This is a genomic window from Amycolatopsis sp. NPDC003865, assembly GCF_053605345.1.
Genome location: NZ_JBSGJA010000025.1, coordinates 21,539 through 41,537, shown reverse-complemented (window position 1 = coordinate 41,537; position 19,999 = coordinate 21,539). Strand labels below are relative to the sequence as shown.

Below are 19,999 nucleotides of genomic sequence, written 5' to 3'. Positions count from 1 at the left end.
TGACCATCGAGGTCATGAACGTGTTGTGGGTTTTCGCGCACCCCGAGCCGCACTCGCTGAACGGCGCCCTCCGCGACGACGGCCTCCGGACGCTCCGCGAACTCGGGCACGACGTCCGCGAGTCGGACCTGTACGCGATGAAGTGGAACCCGGTGGTCGACGCGACCGACTTCGGCACCGAGGCCGGCGACGAGCGGCTGGTGGTCGGAGCAACGTCGGCCCGCGCGCACGCGAAGGGCGAACTGAGCTCGGACATCGTGGCGGAGCAGGAGAAACTCGACTGGGCGGACGCGCTCGTCGTGCAGTTCCCGCTGTGGTGGTACGGCCTGCCCGCGATCCTGAAGGGCTGGTTCGACCGGGTGTTCGTGAAGGGCTTCGCCTACGGCGTCCGCCGGGAAGACGGCCGCACAGCGCGCTACGGCGAAGGCCGGCTCGCGGGTAAGAGGGCGATGGTGGTGCTCACCGCGGGAGCCCGCGAACCGGCGATGGGCCCGCGCGGGGTGAACGGCGCGCTGGACGAGGTTTTGTGGCCACTGCACCACGGGACGCTGTTCTACGCGGGCATGTCGGTCCTGCCGCCGGTCCCGGTCTACGGCGCCGACCGGGTCCCGGACGAGCAGTTCGCCGAGGCGAGGGACCGGCTGCGCAGGCGCCTGGGCACCCTGGCGACGACGAAACCGATCCCGTTCCGCACCCAGAACGGCGGCGACTACGACGAAGACCTGGTGCTGCGCCCAGAGCACGCACCAGGCGCGACAGGCCTGGCGATCCACCTGACGCAGTCAGAGTGAGACGCGCCGGAGGCCACCGCGCGAACGACGAGTGCACCGGCCCACCACGGCTCGGGGCATCCCGGCCTGGCCGAGGCACCCCATCAGGCCCGGCCCAACCCAGCCGCGCCCAACCCCGCCGGGCCCAGCCCAACCCCGCCCGGCGCAACCCCGCCGCACCCAACCCGGCCAGGCCCGGCCCAGCCGCACCCAACCCCGCCAGGCCCGGCCCAGCCTGGCCGGAGACCAGTCCGGCGCAAGCCAGCTCGGCGCAGGCGCAACCCGGCGCGGGCTCGGCAAGCCGTCCGCCGAGCCCGCGCCGGAACTCAAGCCGGCAACGTGAGCCGCTGGCTCAGGCCCCCGTCCACCGGGAGGTCCGCGCCCGTTGTGAACGTTGCCTCGAATGCCAAGAACAGCACCGCTGCCGCCACCTCCTCCACCCTTGCGTGCCTCTTCAGCGGCGTCACCTCGTCGCCTGTCTCCTTGAATGCCGACAGCACCTCGTCGGGCACTCCCGTCACCCCCATCGTCGGCGTGTCCGTGTATCCCGGGCTGACCACGTTGACCCGGATCCCGCGCGGTGCCAGCTCCGCCGCGTACGTCAGCGCGAATGATCTGACCGCCGCCTTCGCCGCCGAATACGGGCCCATTCCCGCGATTCCCGCGCCCGCCGCCACCGAGGTCGTGAACACGAACGAGCCGCCAGGCCGCACCAGTCCCGCCAGGCGCTGGGCCGTGAAGTACGCGCCCTTCGCGTTCACGGCGAACGTCCGGTCGTAGATCTCCGGGGTCGCCTCCTCGTACGGCGTCAACGTGGCGAATCCGACGTTGATGAACACCAGGTCCACCGCTCCGAGCCGGTCGAGAGCGACCGCCGCCAGCGCGTCGATGTCCTCGAGCGACGAAGCGTCCGACGACAGCAAGTGCGCCCCCGGGATGTCCAGACCCGACACGTCCCGGCCGGTCGCCAGGACCTCCGCGCCGCCATCCAGCAGGGCTCGCACCACGGCCAGGCCCATTCCGTGCGTGCCGCCCGTGACGACCGCCTTCTTGCCCGAAAACCTCACCGGATCTCCTCGATGACACTCGCGATCGCGTGCTCGCCGTGGCCCGAAGCCACCGCGCGGTCGAACAACTCCCGGACCGCCGCGGGCACCGCAGCGTTGATGCCCTGGGCGCGGCTCGTCTCGACCAGGAGCCCGAGCCCGGCCGCGTTGATGTCCAGCGCCGACACGTCGGTCGAGTAGTCCCCGCTCGCCACCTGCGCGCCGATCCCCGGCAGGAACCCGCCGACCGCCGAAAGCCACGGCAGCGCCATCGGCGTGAACTCCGACGGCGCCACGCCCTCGCTGCCGACCAGCGCCAGCGCGTGCAGGTAACCGGCCATCGTCGACCACATGATGCCCAGCAGCGCCAGGTCGTACAGCGCCGCCATCCCGGCGTCCTCGCCGAGGAACACCGGCTCTCCCAGCACCTCCAGCACCTCGCGCTGCGCACCGAACGTCGCCGCGGAACCCGAGTAGAGGATCCGCGCTTCGGCGGTCCCGATGCCTTGCGGGACCGCCATGATCACGCCGTCCACGTATTCGATTCCCCGCGAGGACGCCCACGAGGCCGACGAACGAGCCTGCGCGGGCGTCCCCGACGTCAGATTCACCAGCACCTTCGGCGAAGCGGCTTCCAGCACCGGCTGTTGAGTGTCGTATGTGGACAGACAGCTGAGGACGACGTCCGCCGAGGCCACTTCCGCGGGCGTCGCCGCGAGCCGCGCGCCGCGATCCACCAGCGGACCCGCCTTGAGCGGCGACCGGTTCCACACCACGACGTCGTGGCCCGCCCCCAGCAGCGCCCCGGCGAGGGCGGCACCCATCCGCCCCAGGCCGAGCACGCCCACCTGCTTCTTGCTTTCTCCCATGCCGATCATGCTGCTGCCGGCGCTTTACGATGGACAAGTACCGACTAATAAGTCAGGTACCCACCAAAACGTAAGGAACCTGCATGCTGGCGAGAACCTACCGCTGCGGGCTGGACGCGGCGATCGACGTGGTCGGCGGCCGCTGGAAGGCGCTGATCCTCTGGGCGCTGCACGCCGAGCCGCTGCGGTTCGGCGAGCTGAAGCGGAAGGTGGCCGGGATCAGCGAGAAGATGCTCATCCAGGCGCTGCGCGAACTCGAGGCCGACGAAGTCGTGCACCGCGAGGTCTTCCACGAGATCCCGCCCAAGGTCGAGTACTCGCTGACGGACCTGGGTCAGCGGCTGAACACCGCACTGCTGCCGCTGGGCGACTGGGGCGAGGAGAACATGGCCGGCATCGCGAAGCGCCGCGGCGTCACACCGGCACCTCCGCACGCTCGTTGAGCACTCCGGCGAAGAACGTCGAAGCCGCCGACATCGCGTCGGCGTCCAGGAGCACGTCGCCGGGACGGCTGCCGTTGCCCAGCAGGACCCCGCCCCAGTCCATGGCCAGGTACTCCGCGCACAGCTCCAGCGTGCCGATCAGCGGCTGGGCCTCGCGCGCGGTTTCGCTCAGGACGCTCACACCCCACAGCGTCTTGCCGCGCATCTTCGGCTTGAACTCGACCGGCAGCCGCATCCAGCCGGACCAGTAGTCCAGGTAGAGCTTCACGCTCGCCGCGACCGAGTACCAGTACACCGGCGACACGATCACGATGTCGGTCGCCGCGAAGGTCGCGTCCATCAGCAGCTGCTCGTTCTCGCCGGGCTCCGGGTGCGAACCGGCGCCGTGGCGGCGGTCCTCGAACGGCGGCAGCGGCAGCTCGGGCAGCCGGAGCCACCGCTGCTCGACGTCGCCAGGCAGCTCCTTCGCCGCCCGCCGGGCCAGCATCTCGGTGTTCCCGCCGGCGCGCGCCGCGCCGACCAGGAAGAGGAAGTTCCGGGTCATCGTCGATCCCCTCAGTTACTTGCATGTACATATAAATACTGCCCATGGACTATCCTGGCGTCAAGAGGAGGGCGGGAAATGACCGTCGACGAACAGTCCTGGGGACGCATGCTCGTGCTGCACGCCCGCGTCGAGCAGGAACTGGGGAAGGCGCTGCAACGGCGCCACGGGCTCGGCCTGTCCGAATACCGCGCGCTCGGCAAGCTGGTCGCAGGCCCGCGTGGCGGTCTGCGGATGCAGGAGCTCGCCGAGGCGATCGGGCTCAACCAGAGCTCGGTCAGCCGGATGTGCGCGCGCCTCGAGGACGCCGGGCTGACCATCCGCGACCTGTGCGAAGACGACCGCCGCGGCGTCTACTCGGTGATCACCGACGCCGGCCGCAAGCGCTACGCCGAAACCGAGCCGACGTACTGCGCGGTGCTGCGGACTTCGCTGGACAAGGCCGCGAGCGATCCGGAGCTCTCCGCGGCGGTCGCCGCCGTCCGCGGTGCTTGACCCGTATATGCCTCGGTGGTTATATACGGGCATGCCCGCGACACTGCTGACCGACGAGGACCGTCCCGCCCTCCGGCTGGAACGCCGGCTCAAGCACGCGCCCGAGCAGGTCTGGCGCGCCATCACGGACCCGGCCGAACTCGAGCACTGGTTCCCGGCGAAGGTGGACGTCGAACTGCGTGACGGCGGCGCCATCCGGTTCACCTTCCCCGGCGAGGACACCTCGACGACCGGCCGGGTCGTCACGGCCGACCCGCCGCGCGAGTTCACCTTCGTCTGGAACGACGACACCCTGCGCTGGCTCATCACCCCCGACGGCGACGGCAGCCTCCTGGAGTTCACGCACACCTTCGGCCGCGGCGAGCCGGCGATCGCGAAGCTGGCCGCGGGCCGCACCGCCGCCGGCTGGGACGTCTGCCTCGACGCCCTCGACGCGCGGCTGTCCGGCCGCGACGCCGAGCGGCCGACGAACTGGCACGCCCGGATGGCGTCCTATGTGGACGAATTCGGCCTCGGCCACGGCGAAGTCCTCGAAGACGGCACGATCCGCTTCCGCCGCGACCTCGTGTGGAAGCCGGTCGGCGAAGTCCGCGCGCTGCTCCCGGCCGAACCCGGCTGGCACGTGCTCCAGGATCCCCTCGACGGCACCCGCGTCGAGTTCACCGAAGCGCCGGAAGCCGACGTCCCCGCCCAGCTGGCGCGGCGGCACGAGCAGCTCGACAAGCTGTTCGCCGCGACGCACGGCGTCGACCTGCCGGACTGGACACCCGACCACGTCGAGGCCGTGAAGAAGCACTACGCGGAGCGTCCGACCCAGGGTTGACGCGCGGCGCCCGCGTGCGCATTACGTTCGGTTCATGCGAATTCGCGTGGCGCTGGACGCGCTCGCGGTCGTGGTGCTGGCGTTCGGGGCCGGCGGCAACCTCGCCGCCGGGGCGTGGGCGCTGCCGCCGTGGCTGCCCGGGTGGCTGGGCTGGACGATCATGCTGACGAGCGTCAGCCCGATCCTGCTGCGGCGCTGGTGGCCGCGGCCCGCGTACGTGCTCGCCCTCGTCCTGACCGCGGCGGCCGTCCCGATCGGCGGGCCCGTGCTCGCGGTCGCCGTCGTCGGGGCCGGGTGCGCGCTCTACACGTTCGTCGTGGCGCGGGGCAGCCGGGCGTCGCGGATCGGGTTCGCCGCCGGGCTGCTCGCGGTCGGCCTGCTCGGCGTCGCGGTGCCGAACCCGAGCGTCGCGACCACGGTGAACTTCGGGGCGTCGGCGCTGATCGTCGGGTTCGCGCTCGGCATCGCCGTCCACGGCCGCCGCGAATACGCCGCGGCCGAACGGGAAAACCATGCCAGGGAAGCGGTTTCCGCGGAACGGCTGCGGATCGCGCGCGAGATGCACGACGTCGTCGCGCACAGCATGAGCCTGATCGCGGTGAAGGCCGCGGTCGGCAACCACGTCGCACTGGAGCAGCCCGCCGAAGCGCGCGAAGCGTTGCGCGTCATCGAAGACACGAGCCGCGAGACGCTGGCCGAGCTGCGGCGGATGCTCGGCGTGCTGCGCGACGGCACCGGCGTCCCGGCGCTGGCCCCCGCCCCGACGCTCGACGACCTGCGCGCGCTCGCCGAACGCGCGGAGCAGGCGGGCCCGGCCGTCGACCTCGCGGTCGACGGCCTCGACGAGCTCCCCGGAGGGGTCGGCCAGTCGGTGTACCGGATCGTGCAGGAGGCGCTGACCAACGTGGTCAAGCACGCGGGCGCGGCGACGTGCCACATCCGCGTCACCGGGACCGACGGCGAGGTGACGATCGAGGTCCGCGACGACGGCCGCGGCGGGTCGGCGACGCCGGGACACGGGCTGATCGGCATGCGCGAACGCGTCGCGGTCTACGGCGGCGAGTTCTCCGCGGCGCCCGCCGACGTCGGCTTCCGCGTCTTCGCGCGGCTGCCCTACGAGACGGCGGTGGCCTGATGACCCGCGTCCTGATCGCCGACGACCAGGCGCTGCTGCGCGGGAGCTTCCGGGTGCTGGTCGACAGCGCACCGGGCCTGGAGGTGGTCGGCGAGGCGTCCGACGGCGTCGAGGCGGTCGCGCTGGCCCGCCGGTTCACCCCGGACGTCGTGCTGATGGACGTGCGGATGCCCTCGATGGACGGCATCGAGGCGACCCGGCGGATCTGCGCCGCGTCGGACGTCCGGGTCCTGATGCTGACGACGTTCGACCTGGACGAATACGTGTACGCGGCCCTGCGCGCGGGGGCGAGCGGGTTCCTGCTGAAGGACACGCGGCCGGCGGACCTGCTCGCGGCGATCTCGATCGTGGCGGCGGGCGACGCACTGCTCGCGCCCTCGGTGACGCGGCGACTGGTGGCGGAGTTCGCGCGGCTGCCGACGGGCCCGGTGGCGCGGCTGGAGGGGGTGACGGCGCGGGAGCAGGAGGTACTGGCCCTGATCGCGCGGGGGTTGTCGAACGACGAGATCGCGGCGCGGCTGCACCTGGGGATCGCGACGGTGAAGACCCACATCGGCAGGTTGCTGCACAAACTGGCGGCCCGGGACCGGGCGCAGCTGGTGATCGCGGCCTACGAGTCCGGCCTGGTGCGGCCCTCGGCGTGAGCTCGGACGTTGCCTACGCCACACGCGAAGTGACCGACAAGTAGTTAAGCTCCGGTGCCATGAGCAGTGCGACGGAGCCGCTCGGGACGCCGCCCGAGGACGAACCGGACATCCACACCACGGCCGGCAAGCTGGCCGACCTGTATCGCCGTTACGACGAGGCGGTGCACGCGGGCTCGGCCCGGGCGGTGGAGAAGCAGCACGCCAAGGGCAAGAAAACCGCCCGCGAACGCATCGAACTCCTCCTCGACGAGAACTCGTTCGTCGAGCTCGACGAGCTCGCCCGGCACCGCTCGACCAACTTCGGCCAGGAGAAGAACCGGCCCTACGGCGACGGCGTCGTCACCGGCTACGGCACCGTCGACGGCCGCCCGGTCTGCGTCTTCAGCCAGGACGTCACCGTCTTCGGCGGCAGCCTCGGCGAGGTCTACGGCGAGAAGATCGTCAAGGTCATGGACCTGGCGATCAAGACCGGCCGCCCGATCATCGGCATCAACGAAGGCGGCGGCGCGCGCATCCAGGAAGGCGTCGTCTCGCTCGGCCTCTACGGCGAGATCTTCAACCGCAACGTCAAGGCGTCCGGCGTCATCCCGCAGATCTCGCTGATCATGGGCGCCAACGCCGGCGGGCACGTCTACTCCCCCGCCCTCACCGACTTCATCGTGATGGTCGACGAGACCTCGCAGATGTTCATCACCGGCCCGGACGTCGTCAAGACGGTCACCGGCGAGGACGTCACCTTCGAGGAGCTCGGCGGCGGCCGCACGCACAACACGAAGTCCGGCGTCGCGCACTACCTCGGTTCCGACGACGAAGACGCCATCGCCTACGTCAAGGAACTGCTCTCCTACCTGCCGCAGAACAACCTTTCCGACGCGCCGGTGTTCGACCCGCCGGCCGAGCGACCCGGGTTCTTCGACGACGTGACCGACTCCGACCGCGAGCTCGACACGATCATCCCGGACTCGCCGAACACCCCGTACGACATGCACGAGGTCATCACCCGCGTCCTCGACGACGGCGAGTTCCTCGAGGTCCACGAGCTGTTCGCGCCGAACATCCTGGTCGGGTTCGGCCGGGTCGACGCGCAGAGCGTCGGCGTCGTCGCGAACCAGCCGACGCAGTTCGCCGGCTGCCTCGACATCGACGCCTCCGAGAAGGCCGCGCGGTTCGTGCGCACCTGCGACGCGTTCAACATCCCGGTGCTCACCTTCGTCGACGTCCCGGGCTTCCTCCCGGGCACCGACCAGGAGTGGAACGGCATCATCCGCCGCGGCGCGAAGCTGATCTACGCCTACGCCGAAGCCACGGTCCCGCTGGTCACGATCATCACGCGCAAGGCCTACGGCGGCGCGTACGACGTCATGGGCTCCAAGCACCTCGGCGCCGACATCAACCTCGCGTGGCCGACCGCGCAGGTCGCGGTGATGGGTGCCCAGGGCGCGGCCAACATCGTCCACCGCAAGACGCTGGCCAACGCGGCCAACGAGGGCAAGGACGTCGACGCGCTGCGCGCCGAGCTGATCCAGGAGTACGAGGACACGCTGCTCAACCCGTACGCGGCGGCCGAGCGCGGCTACGTCGACTCGGTGATCGTGCCGGCGCACACCCGCGGGCACGTCGCGCGGGCGCTGTCGCTGCTGCGCAACAAGCGCGAGTCGCTGCCGCCCAAGAAGCACGGGAACATCCCGCTGTGAGCGGCGACGAGAAGCCCCTGCTGCGGGTGGTCCGAGGCAACCCGAGCGACGCCGAGCTGGCGGCGCTGACGGCGGTCGTCGCCGCGGCGTCGGCCGCGAAGGCGCCGGAGAAGCCGAAGCCGCGTACGTCGTGGTGGGGCGATCACGCTGCTTCGCTGCGTCGACCGCTCCACCCCGGCGAAGGTGCTTGGCGCGCTTCGGGCTTCCCCAGCTAGCTCACGGCGACGGCGGTGTCGTCGACGACGAAGGACGTCTGCAGCTGTGAGCCTTCTACGCCGCTGAAGCTGAGCGTCACGGACTGCCCCGCGTACGCGGACAACGAGAAGCTTCGCTGCTGATACCCGGCGGCCGCGTTGAGGTTGCTGTACGTCGCCAACGTCGTGCTGCCCGCCTTCACGGTCAGCTTGTCGTACGCGGTCGTGCCCGTCTCGGCCGTGTCGATGTGCAGCCAGAACGAGAACGTGTACGCCGAACACCCGCTCGGCAGCGTCACGGTCTGGCTGACGGTGTCGGTGTGCGCGGAGCCGTAGCCGTCGAGCCAGGCGCTCCACGTCCCGGTGCGGGCCGGCTCGTCGGTGCCGTGCTGGCCGATCACGCCCGACGACGCCGTCCACGCGGTGGCGCCCGACTCGAAGCCGGGGTTCGCGAGGAGCTGCCCGGCGGTGCAGTTGCCGGGCGGCGTCGTGGTGCCGCTCCCCGCGAGCCACGCGGTCGCGTTGAGGCCGAGGGCCGCGTTGTCGGCCGTCGAGTCCGTCCAGCCGTTGTAGAGCGTGTTGCCGGACTGGCCGGTGCCGTCGTCGATCGTCGAGCTGTCGCCCCAGATCGCGACGCGGCCCGAGCCGAACGTGCTGGTCACGAAGAAGGCGTTGGAGTTCCCCGGCGACGACGTGCTCAGGTAGGCGAGCCCCTTGACCGAGGCGTTGTCCGCGGGCTTCAGGGTGAACGTGGTGCCGTTGGCGATCAGGCTGTGCCTCACCGTGCCGAAAGCGCCGTTCAGCACGGGGTTCGCCGAGTCGCTGATGGCCACCGGGTGGTCGCTGGAGATGTTCTTCAGGTCGACCGAGAAGCCGAACGGGTCGGTGTTGTCGACGCCGTTGTTCGTCACGAGGTCGTTGATGATCTCCGGGGAGTCCCAGCCGTCGTTGTTGCGGTCGCTGCCGGTGTGGTCGGAGATGAGGAACAGCCCGCCACCGTTCTGGACGAACCGCATGACGGCGGTCTTTTCGGACGCGCTCAGCACGACGTTCGGCTCGGGCAGCACGAACTCGTCGAAGTTCTGGAGGTCGAGCGCGCCGCCGGTGCCGTAGGTGATGGTGTTGCCGGCCGGCAGCGTCTTGATGCTGTACTGCCCGGTCTTCTGCAGCGCGACGCCCCACGCCGAGAGCGCGCCGGTCCAGTCGGTTTCCTTCTGCGGCAGGGAGTTCTGCGCCGTCGGGTCGGGCTGCGAGGTGCCGACGATCCAGTCGGCGTTGCCCGCCGTCTCGGCCTTCGTGTTGTCGAACAGGACACGGTGGACGGTCGCCGCGTGAGCGGGTGCGGCGAGCAGACCCGCGGCGAGCGCCGCGACGGCGAACGGGATGAGGCGCTTCATGGTGCTCCTCGGCGACAGGGAACCTGGGCGCTCCCACTGTCACCCGGCCGCGGCCCGACGAAAGTCGGGTTCAGATGACGTCGAGGAAAACAGTCGGGGCCTCGTTGTCGGCGACGATCCTCCCCAGCAGCGCCGCGAGGCGGTCGCGGTCCGGGGCGGGCAGGCCGGCCGCCAGCTCGTCGACGCGCCGGCACGTCGCCGCGTAGAACTCCTCCGCCAGTTCGCGGCCCTCCTCCGTCAGCACGACCTGCACCGCGCGGCGGTCGTCCGGGTCGGGCTCGCGGCGGACGAGCCCGCGCCGGACCGCCCGGTCGGCCAGGCCCGTCAGGCTGGACTTCTCGAGGCCGAGCGTCGCGCCGAGGTCGCCCATGCCGTACGGCCGGCCCATCAGCACGCACAGCAGCTGACCCTGCTGCACGGTCAGCCCGTACTCGCGGGCCGACTCGGCGTAGACGGCGTTCACCAGGAACGACGCCCGCACGAGCCCGGCCACCACGCCGAGGTCCTCCCCGTGTTTCCCCATCGCGCCAGCCTACTTCGCGACGGCTTCCCGCACGGCGGGCACGATCTCCCCGGCCCAGCGCGCGGCGGACACGGCGTCGGGCGTGCTGCCGCCGGGGCCGAAGAGGACGAACCCGGCGGCGTGGTGTTCCAGCACCGCGCCGGTCAGCTCCTCGACCCACTGGTCCGGCGAGCCACCGATCCAGCGGCCGTCTTCGGTGCGGGTCTTCGGCAGCGGCGCGCCGGTGATGCGGCCGGGGAAGTTGTAGACGGTGGCGATGTCGGCGGGGTCGCGCCCGGCGTCGACGGCGGCCTTGTCGATCAGCGGGCGCGAGGTGCGGAAGCGCTCGCTGAGCCAGTCGGCGGCGTGGCCGGGCATCCACCCGTCGGCGACCCGCCCGGTGACGGCGAGGGACTTCGGCCCGACGGACCCGGTCCACACCGGCGGCATTTCTTCGGCGGCGGGCTCGAGGTTGGTGACCTGGTGGAACTCGCCGTCGAAGGTGACGGGATCGCCGCCGCCGCCGAGCATCTTGACCAGCCGGATGCCCTCTTCGAAGGCCCGGACGGCCTGGCCGGGGGTCAGCTTGGGGAACCCGAGCCGCGCGATGTCGTCCCAGAGCCCGCCCACGCCCATGCCGAGCACGATCCGGCCGCCGGTGAGCGCGGACAGGCTGGTGATGGTGCGCGCGAGCATCGGCGCCGGGCGCGTCGGCAGGTTGGTGACGCTGACCAGGCCGGAGATCCGTTCGGTGCGCCCGAGCAGGACACCGATCTCGGCGTACGCGTCGAGCCGGTCGGCGTGGTAGGGGTGATCGGAGACGGTGAGCAGGTCGAGGCCGGCGCGGTCGACCTGGACGGCGAGGTCCAGGGTGCCGGGCACCGCGGAGACGGCGGTGGACACGCCGATGCCGAAGTGAGTCATGATTCCTCCCAGTAGTAGTTCGTGCTACGAACTTACTATACATAGTTCTTGACACGAACTATTCACATTACTCCACGCGTGCGCACGATCACCGCATCAGGAGTGGACCCGCCGGTGCCCCGCGCCGTATAGTCCACGTGGAATAACCGACCTGGAGTCATCCGAAGGGACTAACGATCATGGCCTCGGCCAAGCTGACCCCGCTCGGCATCGCCGTGCTGGAGCTGCTCCACGAGAAGCCGATGCACCCGTACGAGATGGCCTCACTCATGCGCGAGCGGTACGTCAGCGCGCGCGTCAACGTGAAGGCCGGCTCGCTCTACCACACCGTGGAACGCTTGCAGCGCGGCGGTTTCGTCGAGGTCGTCGACACCCAGCGCGACGGCAAGCGCCCCGAGCGGACCGTCTACGGCATGACCCAGGCCGGCCTGGACGAGTTCAACCAGCGCGGTCGCGAGCTGCTCGGCGACCTCGTCGAGGAGTTCCCCGCGTACCTGTCCGGGCTCGCCGTGATCGACGAGCTCGGCAAGGAGACCTCACTGGTCGAGCTCGAACACCGGATCACGCGGCTGCGCGCCGCCGTCGCGGCCGACCAGGCCGTGCTCGAGCGCCTCGCCGAGGACCGCACACCGCCGATCTACTGGCTCGACTGGCGATACAAGTGCGACCAGCGGAAGTTCGAGCTCGAGTGGACCGAGCGCCTGCACGAAGACCTCCAGTCCGGCCGGATCGCGTTCCAGGACTGCGAACAACCCCAGCTCACGCTCATCACCAGGGAAGACGACGATGAACGCAAGACAAGCTAACCCGTGGGCGGCGCTCGGCGCGCTGTGCCTCGGCTTCTTCATGATCCTGCTCGACACGACGATCGTGTCGATCGCGATCCCGACCATGCTGCGCGAACTGAACGCCGGGCTGAACTCCGTCGTCTGGGTGATCAGCGTCTACCTGCTCACCTACGCCGTGCCGATGCTGTTCACCAGCCGGCTCGGCGACCGCTTCGGCCCGAAGCGGGTGTTCCTCGCCGGGCTGGTCGTGTTCACCGGCGCGTCGCTGTGGTGCGGCCTGTCCGGCAACGTCGAGATGCTGATCGCGGCGCGCGCGGTGCAGGGGCTCGGCGCCGCGCTGATGACGCCGCAGACGCTGGCGTTCATCACGCACCTGTTCCCGCCGGCCAAGCGCGGCCCGGCGATGGGCATGTGGGGCGGCGTCGCCGGCCTGGCGACGATCACCGGCCCGCTGCTGGGCGGCGTGCTCGTCGACCACTTCGGCTGGGAGTGGATCTTCTACGTCAACGTGCCGATCGGCGTGATCGCCATCGGGATGACGCTGGTGCTGGTGCCGGACTGGCAGCCGAAGCACTCGCACTCGTTCGACCTGCTCGGCATCTTCCTCTCCAGCGCGGCGCTGCTCTGCATCGTGTTCGGCGTCCAGAACGGCCAGCAGTACGACTGGGGCACGGTGTTCGGCGGGATCACGGTGTTCGAGATCATCGGCGCCGGCGTGCTGCTGCTGATCGCGTTCCTGGTGTGGCAGCGGTACAACAAGCGCGAGCCGCTGCTGCCGCTGCAGGTGTTCGCGAACCGCAACTTCTCGGCGGGCACGCTGACGGCGACGACGGTCGGCTTCGCGATGACCGGCATGTTCCTGCCGCTGGTGATCTACATCCAGTCGGTGCTCGGGCTCAGCCCGACGATGGCGGGTCTGCTGACCGCGCCGATGTCACTGCTGTCGGGGATCGTGGCGCCGTTCGTCGGGAACCTGTCGGACAAGGTGAACGGCAAGTACCTGGTGATGTTCGGCCTGGCGGCGCTGGCGGCCGGGCTGGGGATCATCGCGCTGCAGGCGTCGCCGGACAGCAGCCCGTGGAGCTTCGTCCCGGCGCTGCTGGTGTGCGGCTTGGGGATCGGCTGCATCTTCTCGCCGATGAGCAACATGACCATGGGCTCGGTGGAACCCCGGCTGGCCGGGACCGCGTCCGGCATCTTCAACACGTCCCGCCAGGTCGGCGGCGTGCTCGGCTCCGCGGCGATCGGCGTGCTGCTGCAGGCGCAGGTCAGTTCGTCGATCGCGGACGAGGCGGCGAAGGCGGCTTCGCAGCTTCCCGCGCAGTACCGGGCGCCGTTCGCCGAAGGGATCGCCCACGCGGCGGCGAGCACCGGCGAGTTCGGGTCGGCCGGCGGCCCGGCGCCGATCCCGGGTCTCCCGGCGGACATCGCCGCGCAAGCCGGGAAGCTGGCGGCCGAGGCGGTCCACAGTGGACTGACCGACGCCGCCCGCGTGACGATGCTGCTGCCGATGGCCGTGCTGCTGCTGGGCGTGCTTTCGGCGGCGATGCTGCGGAAGGTGAAGCCGCGCTGGCAGTCCCCGGCGCCGGCGCCCGAGGCCGCCGCGGCCTGAGGTTGGGTGGTGCGAGAGGACCGTTCGCGCTCTCGGTGGGCGCGAGCGGTCCTTTCGCTACGCCCGAGCGGGCCCTTCGCGGCCGGAAAACCGTGCGAGCCTCCGGTGGTCGGGACCGGAGGCTCGTACGGACCGCGGGAGCGGTGGCTCTAGCGCGCTGTCTTCGGCGTCGACGCCGCGCCCGCGCGGAGGGCCTCGCGGCCCTTCGGGGTCCGCAGCCTGGCCCACCACAGCGGCTGCGACCTGGTGGCTGACGTTCCCGTCACCCGTACCGTCATCGGTCACCTCCGAGCATCCAGTGCCATATGTTGCGCGCCACAACAAACTAACTCCGTTGCGAAGTGGCGCCGGTCACAATTCGGTCACGACGGGCGCCCGGGTACGTTCACCCCCGTGCAGTTCGTCCTCGCCTCCCAGTCCCCCGCCCGCCTCACGCTCCTGCGTTCCGCGGGCCTCGATCCGGCCGTGTTCGTCTCCGGCGTCGACGAGGACGCCGTCGCCGCGTCGCTGACCGACCCGTCGCCGTCGGAGCTCGTCGCGGCCCTCGCCGCGGCCAAGGCCGAAGCGGTCATCGACCAGGTCGCCGCGGTCCACCCGGACGCCGTCGTCGTCGCCTGCGACTCGATGCTGAACATCGGCGGGCGGATGGTCGGCAAACCGGCCGATCCGGACACCGCGCGGGAGCGCTGGGCCGCGATGGCCGGGTCATCCGGTGAACTCCTCACCGGGCACGCGGTCGTCCGGCTCGACGGCGGCACGCGCGCGAAGGAGACCAGCGGCTGGGAGTCGACCACCGTGCGGTTCGGCACGCCGAGCCCCGAGGAGATCGACGCCTACGTCGCCACCGGCGAGCCGCTGCGCGTGGCGGGCGGGTTCACGATCGACGGCCTGGGCGGCTGGTTCGTCGACGGGCTCGACGGCGGCCACACGAGCGTCATCGGCCTCAGCCTCCCGCTGACGCGCCGGCTGCTCGCCGAGGTCGGCGTGAGTGTCGTGGATCTCTGGCGACGTTCCGCATCCTGAGAAAGGCGCCACACGAACGGGCGATCCGGAAGAGTCCCGCCTTGCCTAACGTTCTCCTGACGAGGCAAGACAGGAAAATTTCGAGCACCGGAGTAGCCCCGTGTCTTTTGTACGGACATACACCAAGCCGCGGGTGTTCGCGGCCGCGGTCCTCGGGTCCCTCGTCGTCGGCGCCCTGCTGGGCGTCCTCGCGCGGCAGACCGAGGCCGGCTGGCTGACCGATCTCCTCGACCAGATCGGCACCATCTTCACCACGCTGCTGCAGATCGCGGTGATCCCGCTGGTCTTCACGGCGATCGTGGTCGGCATCAACAGCCTGCGGAAGCTCGGCGGCGGCCGCACCGCCGCCCGCCTCGGCGGCAAGACCGTCCTGTGGTTCGCGATCACGTCGTTCATCGCGTCGCTGATCGGCATCGCGGTCGGCCGGATCTTCAACCCCGGCTCCGGCGGCCTCGGCGGCGTCACGGCGACCGCCAAGAACGCCGACAAGGCCGCGGCCAGCGTCGACCACTGGGGTTCCTGGGACGCCTTCGTCAACGGGCTGCTGCCGGAGAACTTCCTGAAAGCGTTTACCGACGGCGAGACCCTCCAGGTGCTGTTCCTCGCGCTGGTGATCGGCGCGGCCGCGTACAGCCTGGGTGACAAGGCCAAGCCGTTCGTGGACTTCACGACGAGCGTGTTCGAGATCATCCAGCGCTACCTCGGCTGGATCGTCCGGCTGGCCCCGATCGGCATCATCGGCCTGATCGGCGCGGCCGTCTCCAACTACGGCGACGCGCTGTTCCGCCCGCTGTTCTCCACGACGCTGGCGGTGTACGTCGGCTGCCTGCTCGTGCTGTTCGTCGTCTACCCGATCCTGCTGCGCTTCGTGGCGAAGGTCAGCCCGCTGAAGTTCTTCGCCAAGGCCGGCACGGCGATCCAGTTCGCGTTCGCTTCGCAGTCTTCGGCCGCGACGCTGCCGCTGACCCGCCAGTCCGCGGTCAACCTCGGCGTCCAGCCGGCGTACGCGGCCTTCGCGACCCCGCTCGGCAGCGCGACGAAGATGGACGGCTGCGCGGCCGTGTTCCCGGCGATCGCGGCGATCTTCGTCGCCAACCTGGCCGGGGTGTCGCTGAACTTCTGGCAGTACGCGGGCATCGTGGTGGTCGCGGTGGTCGGCGCGCTGGCGACGGCGGGCACGACCGGCTGGCTGACGGCGTTCACGCTGACGACGTCGTTCATCGGCCTCGACGCCAAGCAGGTGGCGCTCGGCCTGGCGCTGATCTACTCGGTCAACCCGATCATGGACATGATGCGCACGGCGACGAACGTGGCCGGCCAGATCGTGGTCCCGACGATCGTGGCGCGCAGCGAGGGCCTGCTCGACGACGAGGTCCTCAACGCGGCGACGGACCGCCCGCAGACGACGGACGACGGCTCGGCGGCCCGCCACACGGAACCCGCCCCCGCCTGACCCGGTCAGGAGCTGGGGCAGGTGCGGAGGTCGGCGCGCGTCAGACGGATGTCCGGCCAGCCGCGCAGGTCCGACGGCGAGGTGTACCGGCGTGTGCAGCCGACCGGCTTGCCCGACACGTCGTACACCTGGCCCAGCACCGGGGCCGCGTCGCACTGGGCCGTGCCCGAATCCGCGCCGCGGCAGTCGTGGCGGACCACGATCACGTCGGGCCGGCCGTCGGCCGTGACGTCGTAGAGCGACAACGTCCCGGCGTCCGCGAAGTACGGCTTGCCCGGCGCGCGCCACACGCCGCCGCTCGCCACCAGCAGCTCGCCGTAGGCCGCCTTGCCCTCGTCGCCGACGTCGCCGCGGACCAGGCACGTCGGGGCAGCGCCGTCGATGCAGCGCAGCGAGTTCTGGTCCAGCCGGACGCCCAGCTGGGCGATCGACAGCTCGAACACCGTCCCCGGCTCGGTCCCGACGCGCACCCGCGCCGACCCGCCCGCCGCGTCGGCGAGCAGCACGACCGGCGTCCCGCCGACCGTCACCGCCGCGAGCTGGCGGCACGGGCCGCCGCCGCAGGTCGCGACCGCGGTCACCGGGGCGGCCGCGGGCTCGGCCGCGCCGGAGGGCGCCTCGGGCCGCGGACGCAGCAGGAACACCGTGCCGATCGCGCCGAGCGTCACCATCGCCGCCAGCACCGCGGTGAGCAGCGCCGACCGAGGCGTCCGCGCTGCCGAAGTCCGCATGAGACAGAGCGTAAGCCGCTTCGCGACTGTGTGTGGGCGGCGCCCCGGCGGGGTGTGGCCGAAATCCCCCGGCCGTGCACCCCACCAGGTCAACCCGGGTTAACGGACTGTGTCCGTCTATGTTGTCCCGGTGACCAACCCGAACCTTCCCCCCGCCCTGTACCTGCCGACCGGCCCGGCGAGCGCCGAGACCGAAGGCGCGTCGATCGAGCTGCGCCGCACGCCCGACGGCCGCACCGCGCTGGTCGCGTTCACCGCGCTGGACCGGCTGATCGACTGCTGCGGCGAGCACCAGCCGTGGGTGCTGGTGAACACCGAGCACCTGCCGAAGGTGCACGCGGCGAACCCGTACGACGTCATCGTGCTCGACTCGCCGCTGCCCCAGGAGCTGCGCCACCACGTCTGAGCGTGGTTCAGCTCTCACTCAAGGGACTCCCGACGCCATATCCGTAGACTTCCCCGTACCGCGAGAGCGGTCAGCAATGCAGCTGTCGGGACGCAGGAGGTGCGGGGTGGCCGAGCAGGTCGGCGAATCCACCGGTGGTCCGGTGACCAAGATCCTGGTCGCCAACCGGGGCGAGATCGCGGTACGCGTGATCAGAGCCGCCAAGGACGCTGGGCTGGCCAGCGTCGCGGTGTACGCCGATCCGGACCGCGACGCACCGCACGTGCGCCTGGCCGACGAGGCGTTCGCGCTCGGCGGCACGACAGCGGCTGAGAGCTACCTGAACATCGAGAAGCTCCTCGACGCCGCCAAGCGCTCGGGCGCCGACTCGGTGCACCCGGGCTACGGCTTCCTCTCCGAGAACGCGGACTTCGCCCAGGCCGTCCTCGACGCCGGGCTGACCTGGATCGGGCCGGGCCCGCAGGCCATCCGCGACCTCGGCGACAAGGTCACCGCCCGCCACATCGCGATGCGCGCGGGCGCGCCGCTGGTGCCGGGCACGAAGGAGCCGGTCAAGGACGCCGGGGAGATCGTCGCGTTCGCCGACGAGCACGGCCTGCCGGTGGCCATCAAGGCCGCGTTCGGCGGCGGTGGCCGCGGCCTGAAGGTCGCGCGTACCCGCGAAGAGATCCCCGAGCTGTTCGAGTCGGCCACCCGCGAGGCGGTCGCCGCGTTCGGCCGCGGCGAGTGCTTCGTCGAGCGCTACCTGGACAAGCCGCGGCACGTCGAGGCCCAGGTGCTGGCCGACATGCACGGCAACGCGATCGTCGTCGGCACCCGCGACTGCTCGCTGCAGCGCCGCCACCAGAAGCTCGTCGAAGAGGCGCCCGCGCCGTTCCTGAGCGACGAGCAGCGCAAGCGCATCCACGAGTCCGCGAAGGCGATCTGCAAGGAAGCCGGCTACTACGGCGCCGGCACGGTCGAGTACCTCGTCGCGACCGACGGCACGATCTCCTTCCTCGAGGTCAACACGCGGCTGCAGGTCGAGCACCCGGTTTCGGAGGAAACCACCGGTCTGGACCTGGTGCGCGAGATGTTCCGCATCGCGCGCGGTGAGAAGCTGCGCATCACCGAAGACCCCGAGCCGCGCGGCCACTCGATCGAGTTCCGCATCAACGGCGAGGACGCCGGCCGCGGTTTCCTGCCCGCCCCGGGCACGGTGACGAAGTTCGTCGCGCCGAGCGGGCCGGGCGTGCGCGTCGACTCCGGTGTCGAGTCCGGCAGCGTCATCGGCGGGCAGTTCGACTCGATGCTGGCGAAGCTGATCGTCACCGGCTCGGACCGGAACAACGCACTGGAGCGCAGCCGCCGGGCGCTCGACGAGATGGTCGTCGAGGGCATGGCCACCGTGCTGCCGTTCGACCGCGTGATCGTGAACGATCCCGCGTTCATCGGCGACGAGCACGGCTTCAGCGTGCACACGCGCTGGATCGAGACGGAGTTCGACAACAAGATCGAGCCGTTCGTGGCCCCGGACGTCGAGACGCCCGAAGAGTCGCCGCGGCAGAACGTCGTCGTCGAGGTCGGCGGCCGACGGCTCGAGGTGTCGCTGCCGGGCGGGTTCGCGCTCGAAGGCGGCGGCGGGGGCGGCACCGCCGTCAAGGCGAAGCCGCGCAAGCGCGCCGGCGGCGGCAAGGCCGCGGTGAGCGGCGACGCCGTCACCGCGCCGATGCAGGGCACCATCGTCAAGGTGGCCGTCGAAGAGGGCCAGACCGTCGAAGCCGGCGAGCTGATCGTCGTCCTCGAGGCGATGAAGATGGAGAACCCGGTCACCGCGCACAAAGCGGGCACGATCACCGGCCTTTCGGTCGAGGTCGGCGCCGCCGTGACGCAGGGCACACAGCTGCTCGAGATCAAGTAGCGCAGTTCGTTACGGATGTCGTGGTGGGCCGCCCCCGGGGCGGCCTACCATCGACTACGTGACCGAAGTCCCGTCTCCGCAGCTGCGGATCAGCGACCAGAACCGCGAGTCCGCGCTGGCCGCGCTCGGTGAGCACATGAGCGCGGGGCGGATCGACATCGACGAGTACGGCGAGCGCTCGGCGCGGATCACCGCGGCCAAGACGCGCGGCGAGCTCGTCGACATCTTCGCGGACCTGCCCGCGCCGCACCCCCAGTACGAAGACGCCCCCCAGGCCGTCGCGGCCCCGGAACCGGCCGCCGCGCCCGCGCCCACGGGGCCTCGGACGCCCGACCAGTGGTCGCCGCCGCAGCGGTTCCTCGCCGCGATCGTGCCGCTGGCCTTCATCGCCGCGATCGCGCTGATCGCCACGGGCACGCTGGCCTGGCCGATCATCTTCGTCCCGATCGGGCTGACCGTGTTCGGCAAGTCGATGTGGGGCCACGACTGGAACCACGACCAGAACCACCGCGACCGCCGCGACCGGCACCTGCGCGACCGGGAGCGCCGGCGCGAGCTGCGCGACTCGTTCCGCGACCACCGGCGTGGCCTGGACCGCTGAGC

General features: G+C 71.0%; 22 protein-coding genes. 15 read left to right on the top strand and 7 right to left on the bottom strand.

From position 1 onward, the window contains the following. Window positions 1–14 precede the first annotated feature (14 nt). A complete protein-coding gene (locus ACWEVP_RS41135; protein WP_452068004.1) occupies window positions 15–791 on the top strand; it encodes an NAD(P)H-dependent oxidoreductase in 777 nt (258 codons plus the stop codon). A gap of 305 nt (window positions 792–1,096) precedes the next feature. Here ACWEVP_RS41135 and ACWEVP_RS41130 read toward each other — a convergent pair whose 3' ends face one another. Together ACWEVP_RS41130 and ACWEVP_RS41125 are read right to left on the bottom strand one after the other, a co-directional pair. Next, a complete protein-coding gene (locus tag ACWEVP_RS41130; RefSeq protein ID WP_452068003.1) occupies window positions 1,097–1,837 on the bottom strand; it encodes an SDR family NAD(P)-dependent oxidoreductase in 741 nt (246 codons plus the stop codon). Beyond that, on the bottom strand, window positions 1,834–2,685 hold the full coding sequence (locus ACWEVP_RS41125; protein WP_452068002.1) for an NAD(P)-dependent oxidoreductase: 852 nt from the start codon (window positions 2,683–2,685) through the stop codon (window positions 1,834–1,836). Before ACWEVP_RS41125 ends, ACWEVP_RS41130 begins: the two co-directional genes overlap by 4 nt. Window positions 2,686–2,768: 83 nt before the next feature. Here ACWEVP_RS41125 and ACWEVP_RS41120 point away from each other — a divergent pair, with 83 nt between their 5' ends. Further along, window positions 2,769–3,128, top strand: coding sequence for a winged helix-turn-helix transcriptional regulator (locus tag ACWEVP_RS41120; protein ID WP_452068001.1), 360 nt, complete (start codon window positions 2,769–2,771; stop codon window positions 3,126–3,128). Here ACWEVP_RS41120 and ACWEVP_RS41115 read toward each other — a convergent pair. Further along, window positions 3,100–3,672: an NAD(P)H-dependent oxidoreductase gene (locus ACWEVP_RS41115; RefSeq protein WP_452068000.1), complete on the bottom strand. Its 573-nt coding sequence runs from the start codon at window positions 3,670–3,672 to the stop codon at window positions 3,100–3,102. The two genes, ACWEVP_RS41120 and ACWEVP_RS41115, sit on opposite strands and share 29 nt — an antisense overlap. A gap of 78 nt (window positions 3,673–3,750) precedes the next feature. Here ACWEVP_RS41115 and ACWEVP_RS41110 point away from each other — a divergent pair, with 78 nt between their 5' ends. From ACWEVP_RS41110 to ACWEVP_RS41085, 6 genes are read left to right on the top strand one after another with little or no spacing between them, the layout of a single operon-like run. Continuing rightward, window positions 3,751–4,167: a MarR family winged helix-turn-helix transcriptional regulator gene (locus ACWEVP_RS41110; RefSeq protein WP_452067999.1), complete on the top strand. Its 417-nt coding sequence runs from the start codon at window positions 3,751–3,753 to the stop codon at window positions 4,165–4,167. Between the two features lie 31 nt (window positions 4,168–4,198). Continuing rightward, complete coding sequence (locus ACWEVP_RS41105) at window positions 4,199–4,990, top strand: SRPBCC family protein (RefSeq protein ID WP_452067998.1); 792 nt, start codon at window positions 4,199–4,201, stop codon at window positions 4,988–4,990. Between the two features lie 34 nt (window positions 4,991–5,024). Beyond that, the gene (locus ACWEVP_RS41100; RefSeq protein WP_452067997.1) at window positions 5,025–6,125 is read left to right on the top strand and encodes a sensor histidine kinase; all 1,101 of its coding nucleotides are present in this window, start codon (window positions 5,025–5,027) and stop codon (window positions 6,123–6,125) included. After that, entirely contained in the window at window positions 6,125–6,769 is a 645-nt protein-coding gene (locus tag ACWEVP_RS41095) for a response regulator (RefSeq protein ID WP_452067996.1), read from the top strand. Before ACWEVP_RS41100 ends, ACWEVP_RS41095 begins: the two co-directional genes overlap by 1 nt. A 59-nt stretch (window positions 6,770–6,828) precedes the next feature. After that, entirely contained in the window at window positions 6,829–8,466 is a 1,638-nt protein-coding gene (locus ACWEVP_RS41090) for an acyl-CoA carboxylase subunit beta (protein ID WP_452067995.1), read from the top strand. Continuing rightward, a complete protein-coding gene (locus ACWEVP_RS41085) occupies window positions 8,463–8,681 on the top strand; it encodes an acyl-CoA carboxylase subunit epsilon (RefSeq protein WP_452067994.1) in 219 nt (72 codons plus the stop codon). The genes ACWEVP_RS41090 and ACWEVP_RS41085 overlap by 4 nt, the downstream gene beginning before the upstream one ends. Here the strand turns inward: ACWEVP_RS41085 and ACWEVP_RS41080 are convergent. From ACWEVP_RS41080 to ACWEVP_RS41070, 3 genes are all read right to left on the bottom strand, one after another. Then, window positions 8,678–10,057: a hypothetical protein gene (locus ACWEVP_RS41080; protein WP_452067993.1), complete on the bottom strand. Its 1,380-nt coding sequence runs from the start codon at window positions 10,055–10,057 to the stop codon at window positions 8,678–8,680. The two genes, ACWEVP_RS41085 and ACWEVP_RS41080, sit on opposite strands and share 4 nt — an antisense overlap. A 70-nt stretch (window positions 10,058–10,127) precedes the next feature. Further along, the gene (locus ACWEVP_RS41075) at window positions 10,128–10,580 is read right to left on the bottom strand and encodes a MarR family winged helix-turn-helix transcriptional regulator (protein ID WP_452067992.1); all 453 of its coding nucleotides are present in this window, start codon (window positions 10,578–10,580) and stop codon (window positions 10,128–10,130) included. A gap of 9 nt (window positions 10,581–10,589) precedes the next feature. Next, on the bottom strand, window positions 10,590–11,483 hold the full coding sequence (locus ACWEVP_RS41070; RefSeq protein WP_452067991.1) for an LLM class flavin-dependent oxidoreductase: 894 nt from the start codon (window positions 11,481–11,483) through the stop codon (window positions 10,590–10,592). 179 nt (window positions 11,484–11,662) lie between these two features. On the opposite strand from ACWEVP_RS41070, the gene ACWEVP_RS41065 reads away from it, so the two are divergent. The 4 genes from ACWEVP_RS41065 to ACWEVP_RS41050 all read left to right on the top strand — a co-directional run bounded on the left by ACWEVP_RS41065 (window position 11,663) and on the right by ACWEVP_RS41050 (window position 16,359). After that, the gene (locus ACWEVP_RS41065) at window positions 11,663–12,289 is read left to right on the top strand and encodes a PadR family transcriptional regulator (RefSeq protein WP_452067990.1); all 627 of its coding nucleotides are present in this window, start codon (window positions 11,663–11,665) and stop codon (window positions 12,287–12,289) included. Then, the gene (locus tag ACWEVP_RS41060; protein WP_452067989.1) at window positions 12,270–13,883 is read left to right on the top strand and encodes a DHA2 family efflux MFS transporter permease subunit; all 1,614 of its coding nucleotides are present in this window, start codon (window positions 12,270–12,272) and stop codon (window positions 13,881–13,883) included. The genes ACWEVP_RS41065 and ACWEVP_RS41060 overlap by 20 nt, the downstream gene beginning before the upstream one ends. Window positions 13,884–14,276: 393 nt before the next feature. Continuing rightward, on the top strand, window positions 14,277–14,906 hold the full coding sequence (locus ACWEVP_RS41055) for a Maf family protein (protein ID WP_452067988.1): 630 nt from the start codon (window positions 14,277–14,279) through the stop codon (window positions 14,904–14,906). 100 nt (window positions 14,907–15,006) lie between these two features. Beyond that, entirely contained in the window at window positions 15,007–16,359 is a 1,353-nt protein-coding gene (locus tag ACWEVP_RS41050; protein WP_452067987.1) for a dicarboxylate/amino acid:cation symporter, read from the top strand. 5 nt (window positions 16,360–16,364) lie between these two features. On the opposite strand, the gene ACWEVP_RS41045 is transcribed toward ACWEVP_RS41050, so the two are convergent. Next, window positions 16,365–17,090, bottom strand: coding sequence for a hypothetical protein (locus ACWEVP_RS41045; protein WP_452067986.1), 726 nt, complete (start codon window positions 17,088–17,090; stop codon window positions 16,365–16,367). A gap of 130 nt (window positions 17,091–17,220) precedes the next feature. Between ACWEVP_RS41045 and ACWEVP_RS41040 the strand changes: the two genes are divergently transcribed. The 3 genes from ACWEVP_RS41040 (at window position 17,221) to ACWEVP_RS41030 (ending at window position 19,997) form a co-directional block, all read left to right on the top strand. Beyond that, window positions 17,221–17,496: an SAV_915 family protein gene (locus ACWEVP_RS41040; RefSeq protein ID WP_086673790.1), complete on the top strand. Its 276-nt coding sequence runs from the start codon at window positions 17,221–17,223 to the stop codon at window positions 17,494–17,496. A gap of 106 nt (window positions 17,497–17,602) precedes the next feature. Next, window positions 17,603–19,396, top strand: coding sequence for an acetyl/propionyl/methylcrotonyl-CoA carboxylase subunit alpha (locus ACWEVP_RS41035; protein WP_452067985.1), 1,794 nt, complete (start codon window positions 17,603–17,605; stop codon window positions 19,394–19,396). 58 nt (window positions 19,397–19,454) lie between these two features. Further along, entirely contained in the window at window positions 19,455–19,997 is a 543-nt protein-coding gene (locus ACWEVP_RS41030) for a DUF1707 SHOCT-like domain-containing protein (protein WP_452067984.1), read from the top strand. Window positions 19,998–19,999: the final 2 nt, after the last annotated feature.

What these genes read in the sequence shown, in the direction of transcription:
- ACWEVP_RS41135 (WP_452068004.1), top strand. Translation starts at nt 15, where the DNA reads ATGAACGTGTTGTGGGTTTTCGCGCACCCCGAGCCGCACTCGCTGAAC.
- ACWEVP_RS41125 (WP_452068002.1), bottom strand. Translation starts at nt 2,685, where the DNA reads ATGGGAGAAAGCAAGAAGCAGGTGGGCGTGCTCGGCCTGGGGCGGATG.
- ACWEVP_RS41120 (WP_452068001.1), top strand. Translation starts at nt 2,769, where the DNA reads ATGCTGGCGAGAACCTACCGCTGCGGGCTGGACGCGGCGATCGACGTG.
- ACWEVP_RS41115 (WP_452068000.1), bottom strand. Translation starts at nt 3,672, where the DNA reads ATGACCCGGAACTTCCTCTTCCTGGTCGGCGCGGCGCGCGCCGGCGGG.
- ACWEVP_RS41110 (WP_452067999.1), top strand. Translation starts at nt 3,751, where the DNA reads ATGACCGTCGACGAACAGTCCTGGGGACGCATGCTCGTGCTGCACGCC.
- ACWEVP_RS41105 (WP_452067998.1), top strand. Translation starts at nt 4,199, where the DNA reads ATGCCCGCGACACTGCTGACCGACGAGGACCGTCCCGCCCTCCGGCTG.
- ACWEVP_RS41100 (WP_452067997.1), top strand. Translation starts at nt 5,025, where the DNA reads ATGCGAATTCGCGTGGCGCTGGACGCGCTCGCGGTCGTGGTGCTGGCG.
- ACWEVP_RS41095 (WP_452067996.1), top strand. Translation starts at nt 6,125, where the DNA reads ATGACCCGCGTCCTGATCGCCGACGACCAGGCGCTGCTGCGCGGGAGC.
- ACWEVP_RS41090 (WP_452067995.1), top strand. Translation starts at nt 6,829, where the DNA reads ATGAGCAGTGCGACGGAGCCGCTCGGGACGCCGCCCGAGGACGAACCG.
- ACWEVP_RS41080 (WP_452067993.1), bottom strand. Translation starts at nt 10,057, where the DNA reads ATGAAGCGCCTCATCCCGTTCGCCGTCGCGGCGCTCGCCGCGGGTCTG.
- ACWEVP_RS41075 (WP_452067992.1), bottom strand. Translation starts at nt 10,580, where the DNA reads ATGGGGAAACACGGGGAGGACCTCGGCGTGGTGGCCGGGCTCGTGCGG.
- ACWEVP_RS41070 (WP_452067991.1), bottom strand. Translation starts at nt 11,483, where the DNA reads ATGACTCACTTCGGCATCGGCGTGTCCACCGCCGTCTCCGCGGTGCCC.
- ACWEVP_RS41065 (WP_452067990.1), top strand. Translation starts at nt 11,663, where the DNA reads ATGGCCTCGGCCAAGCTGACCCCGCTCGGCATCGCCGTGCTGGAGCTG.
- ACWEVP_RS41060 (WP_452067989.1), top strand. Translation starts at nt 12,270, where the DNA reads ATGAACGCAAGACAAGCTAACCCGTGGGCGGCGCTCGGCGCGCTGTGC.
- ACWEVP_RS41045 (WP_452067986.1), bottom strand. Translation starts at nt 17,090, where the DNA reads ATGCGGACTTCGGCAGCGCGGACGCCTCGGTCGGCGCTGCTCACCGCG.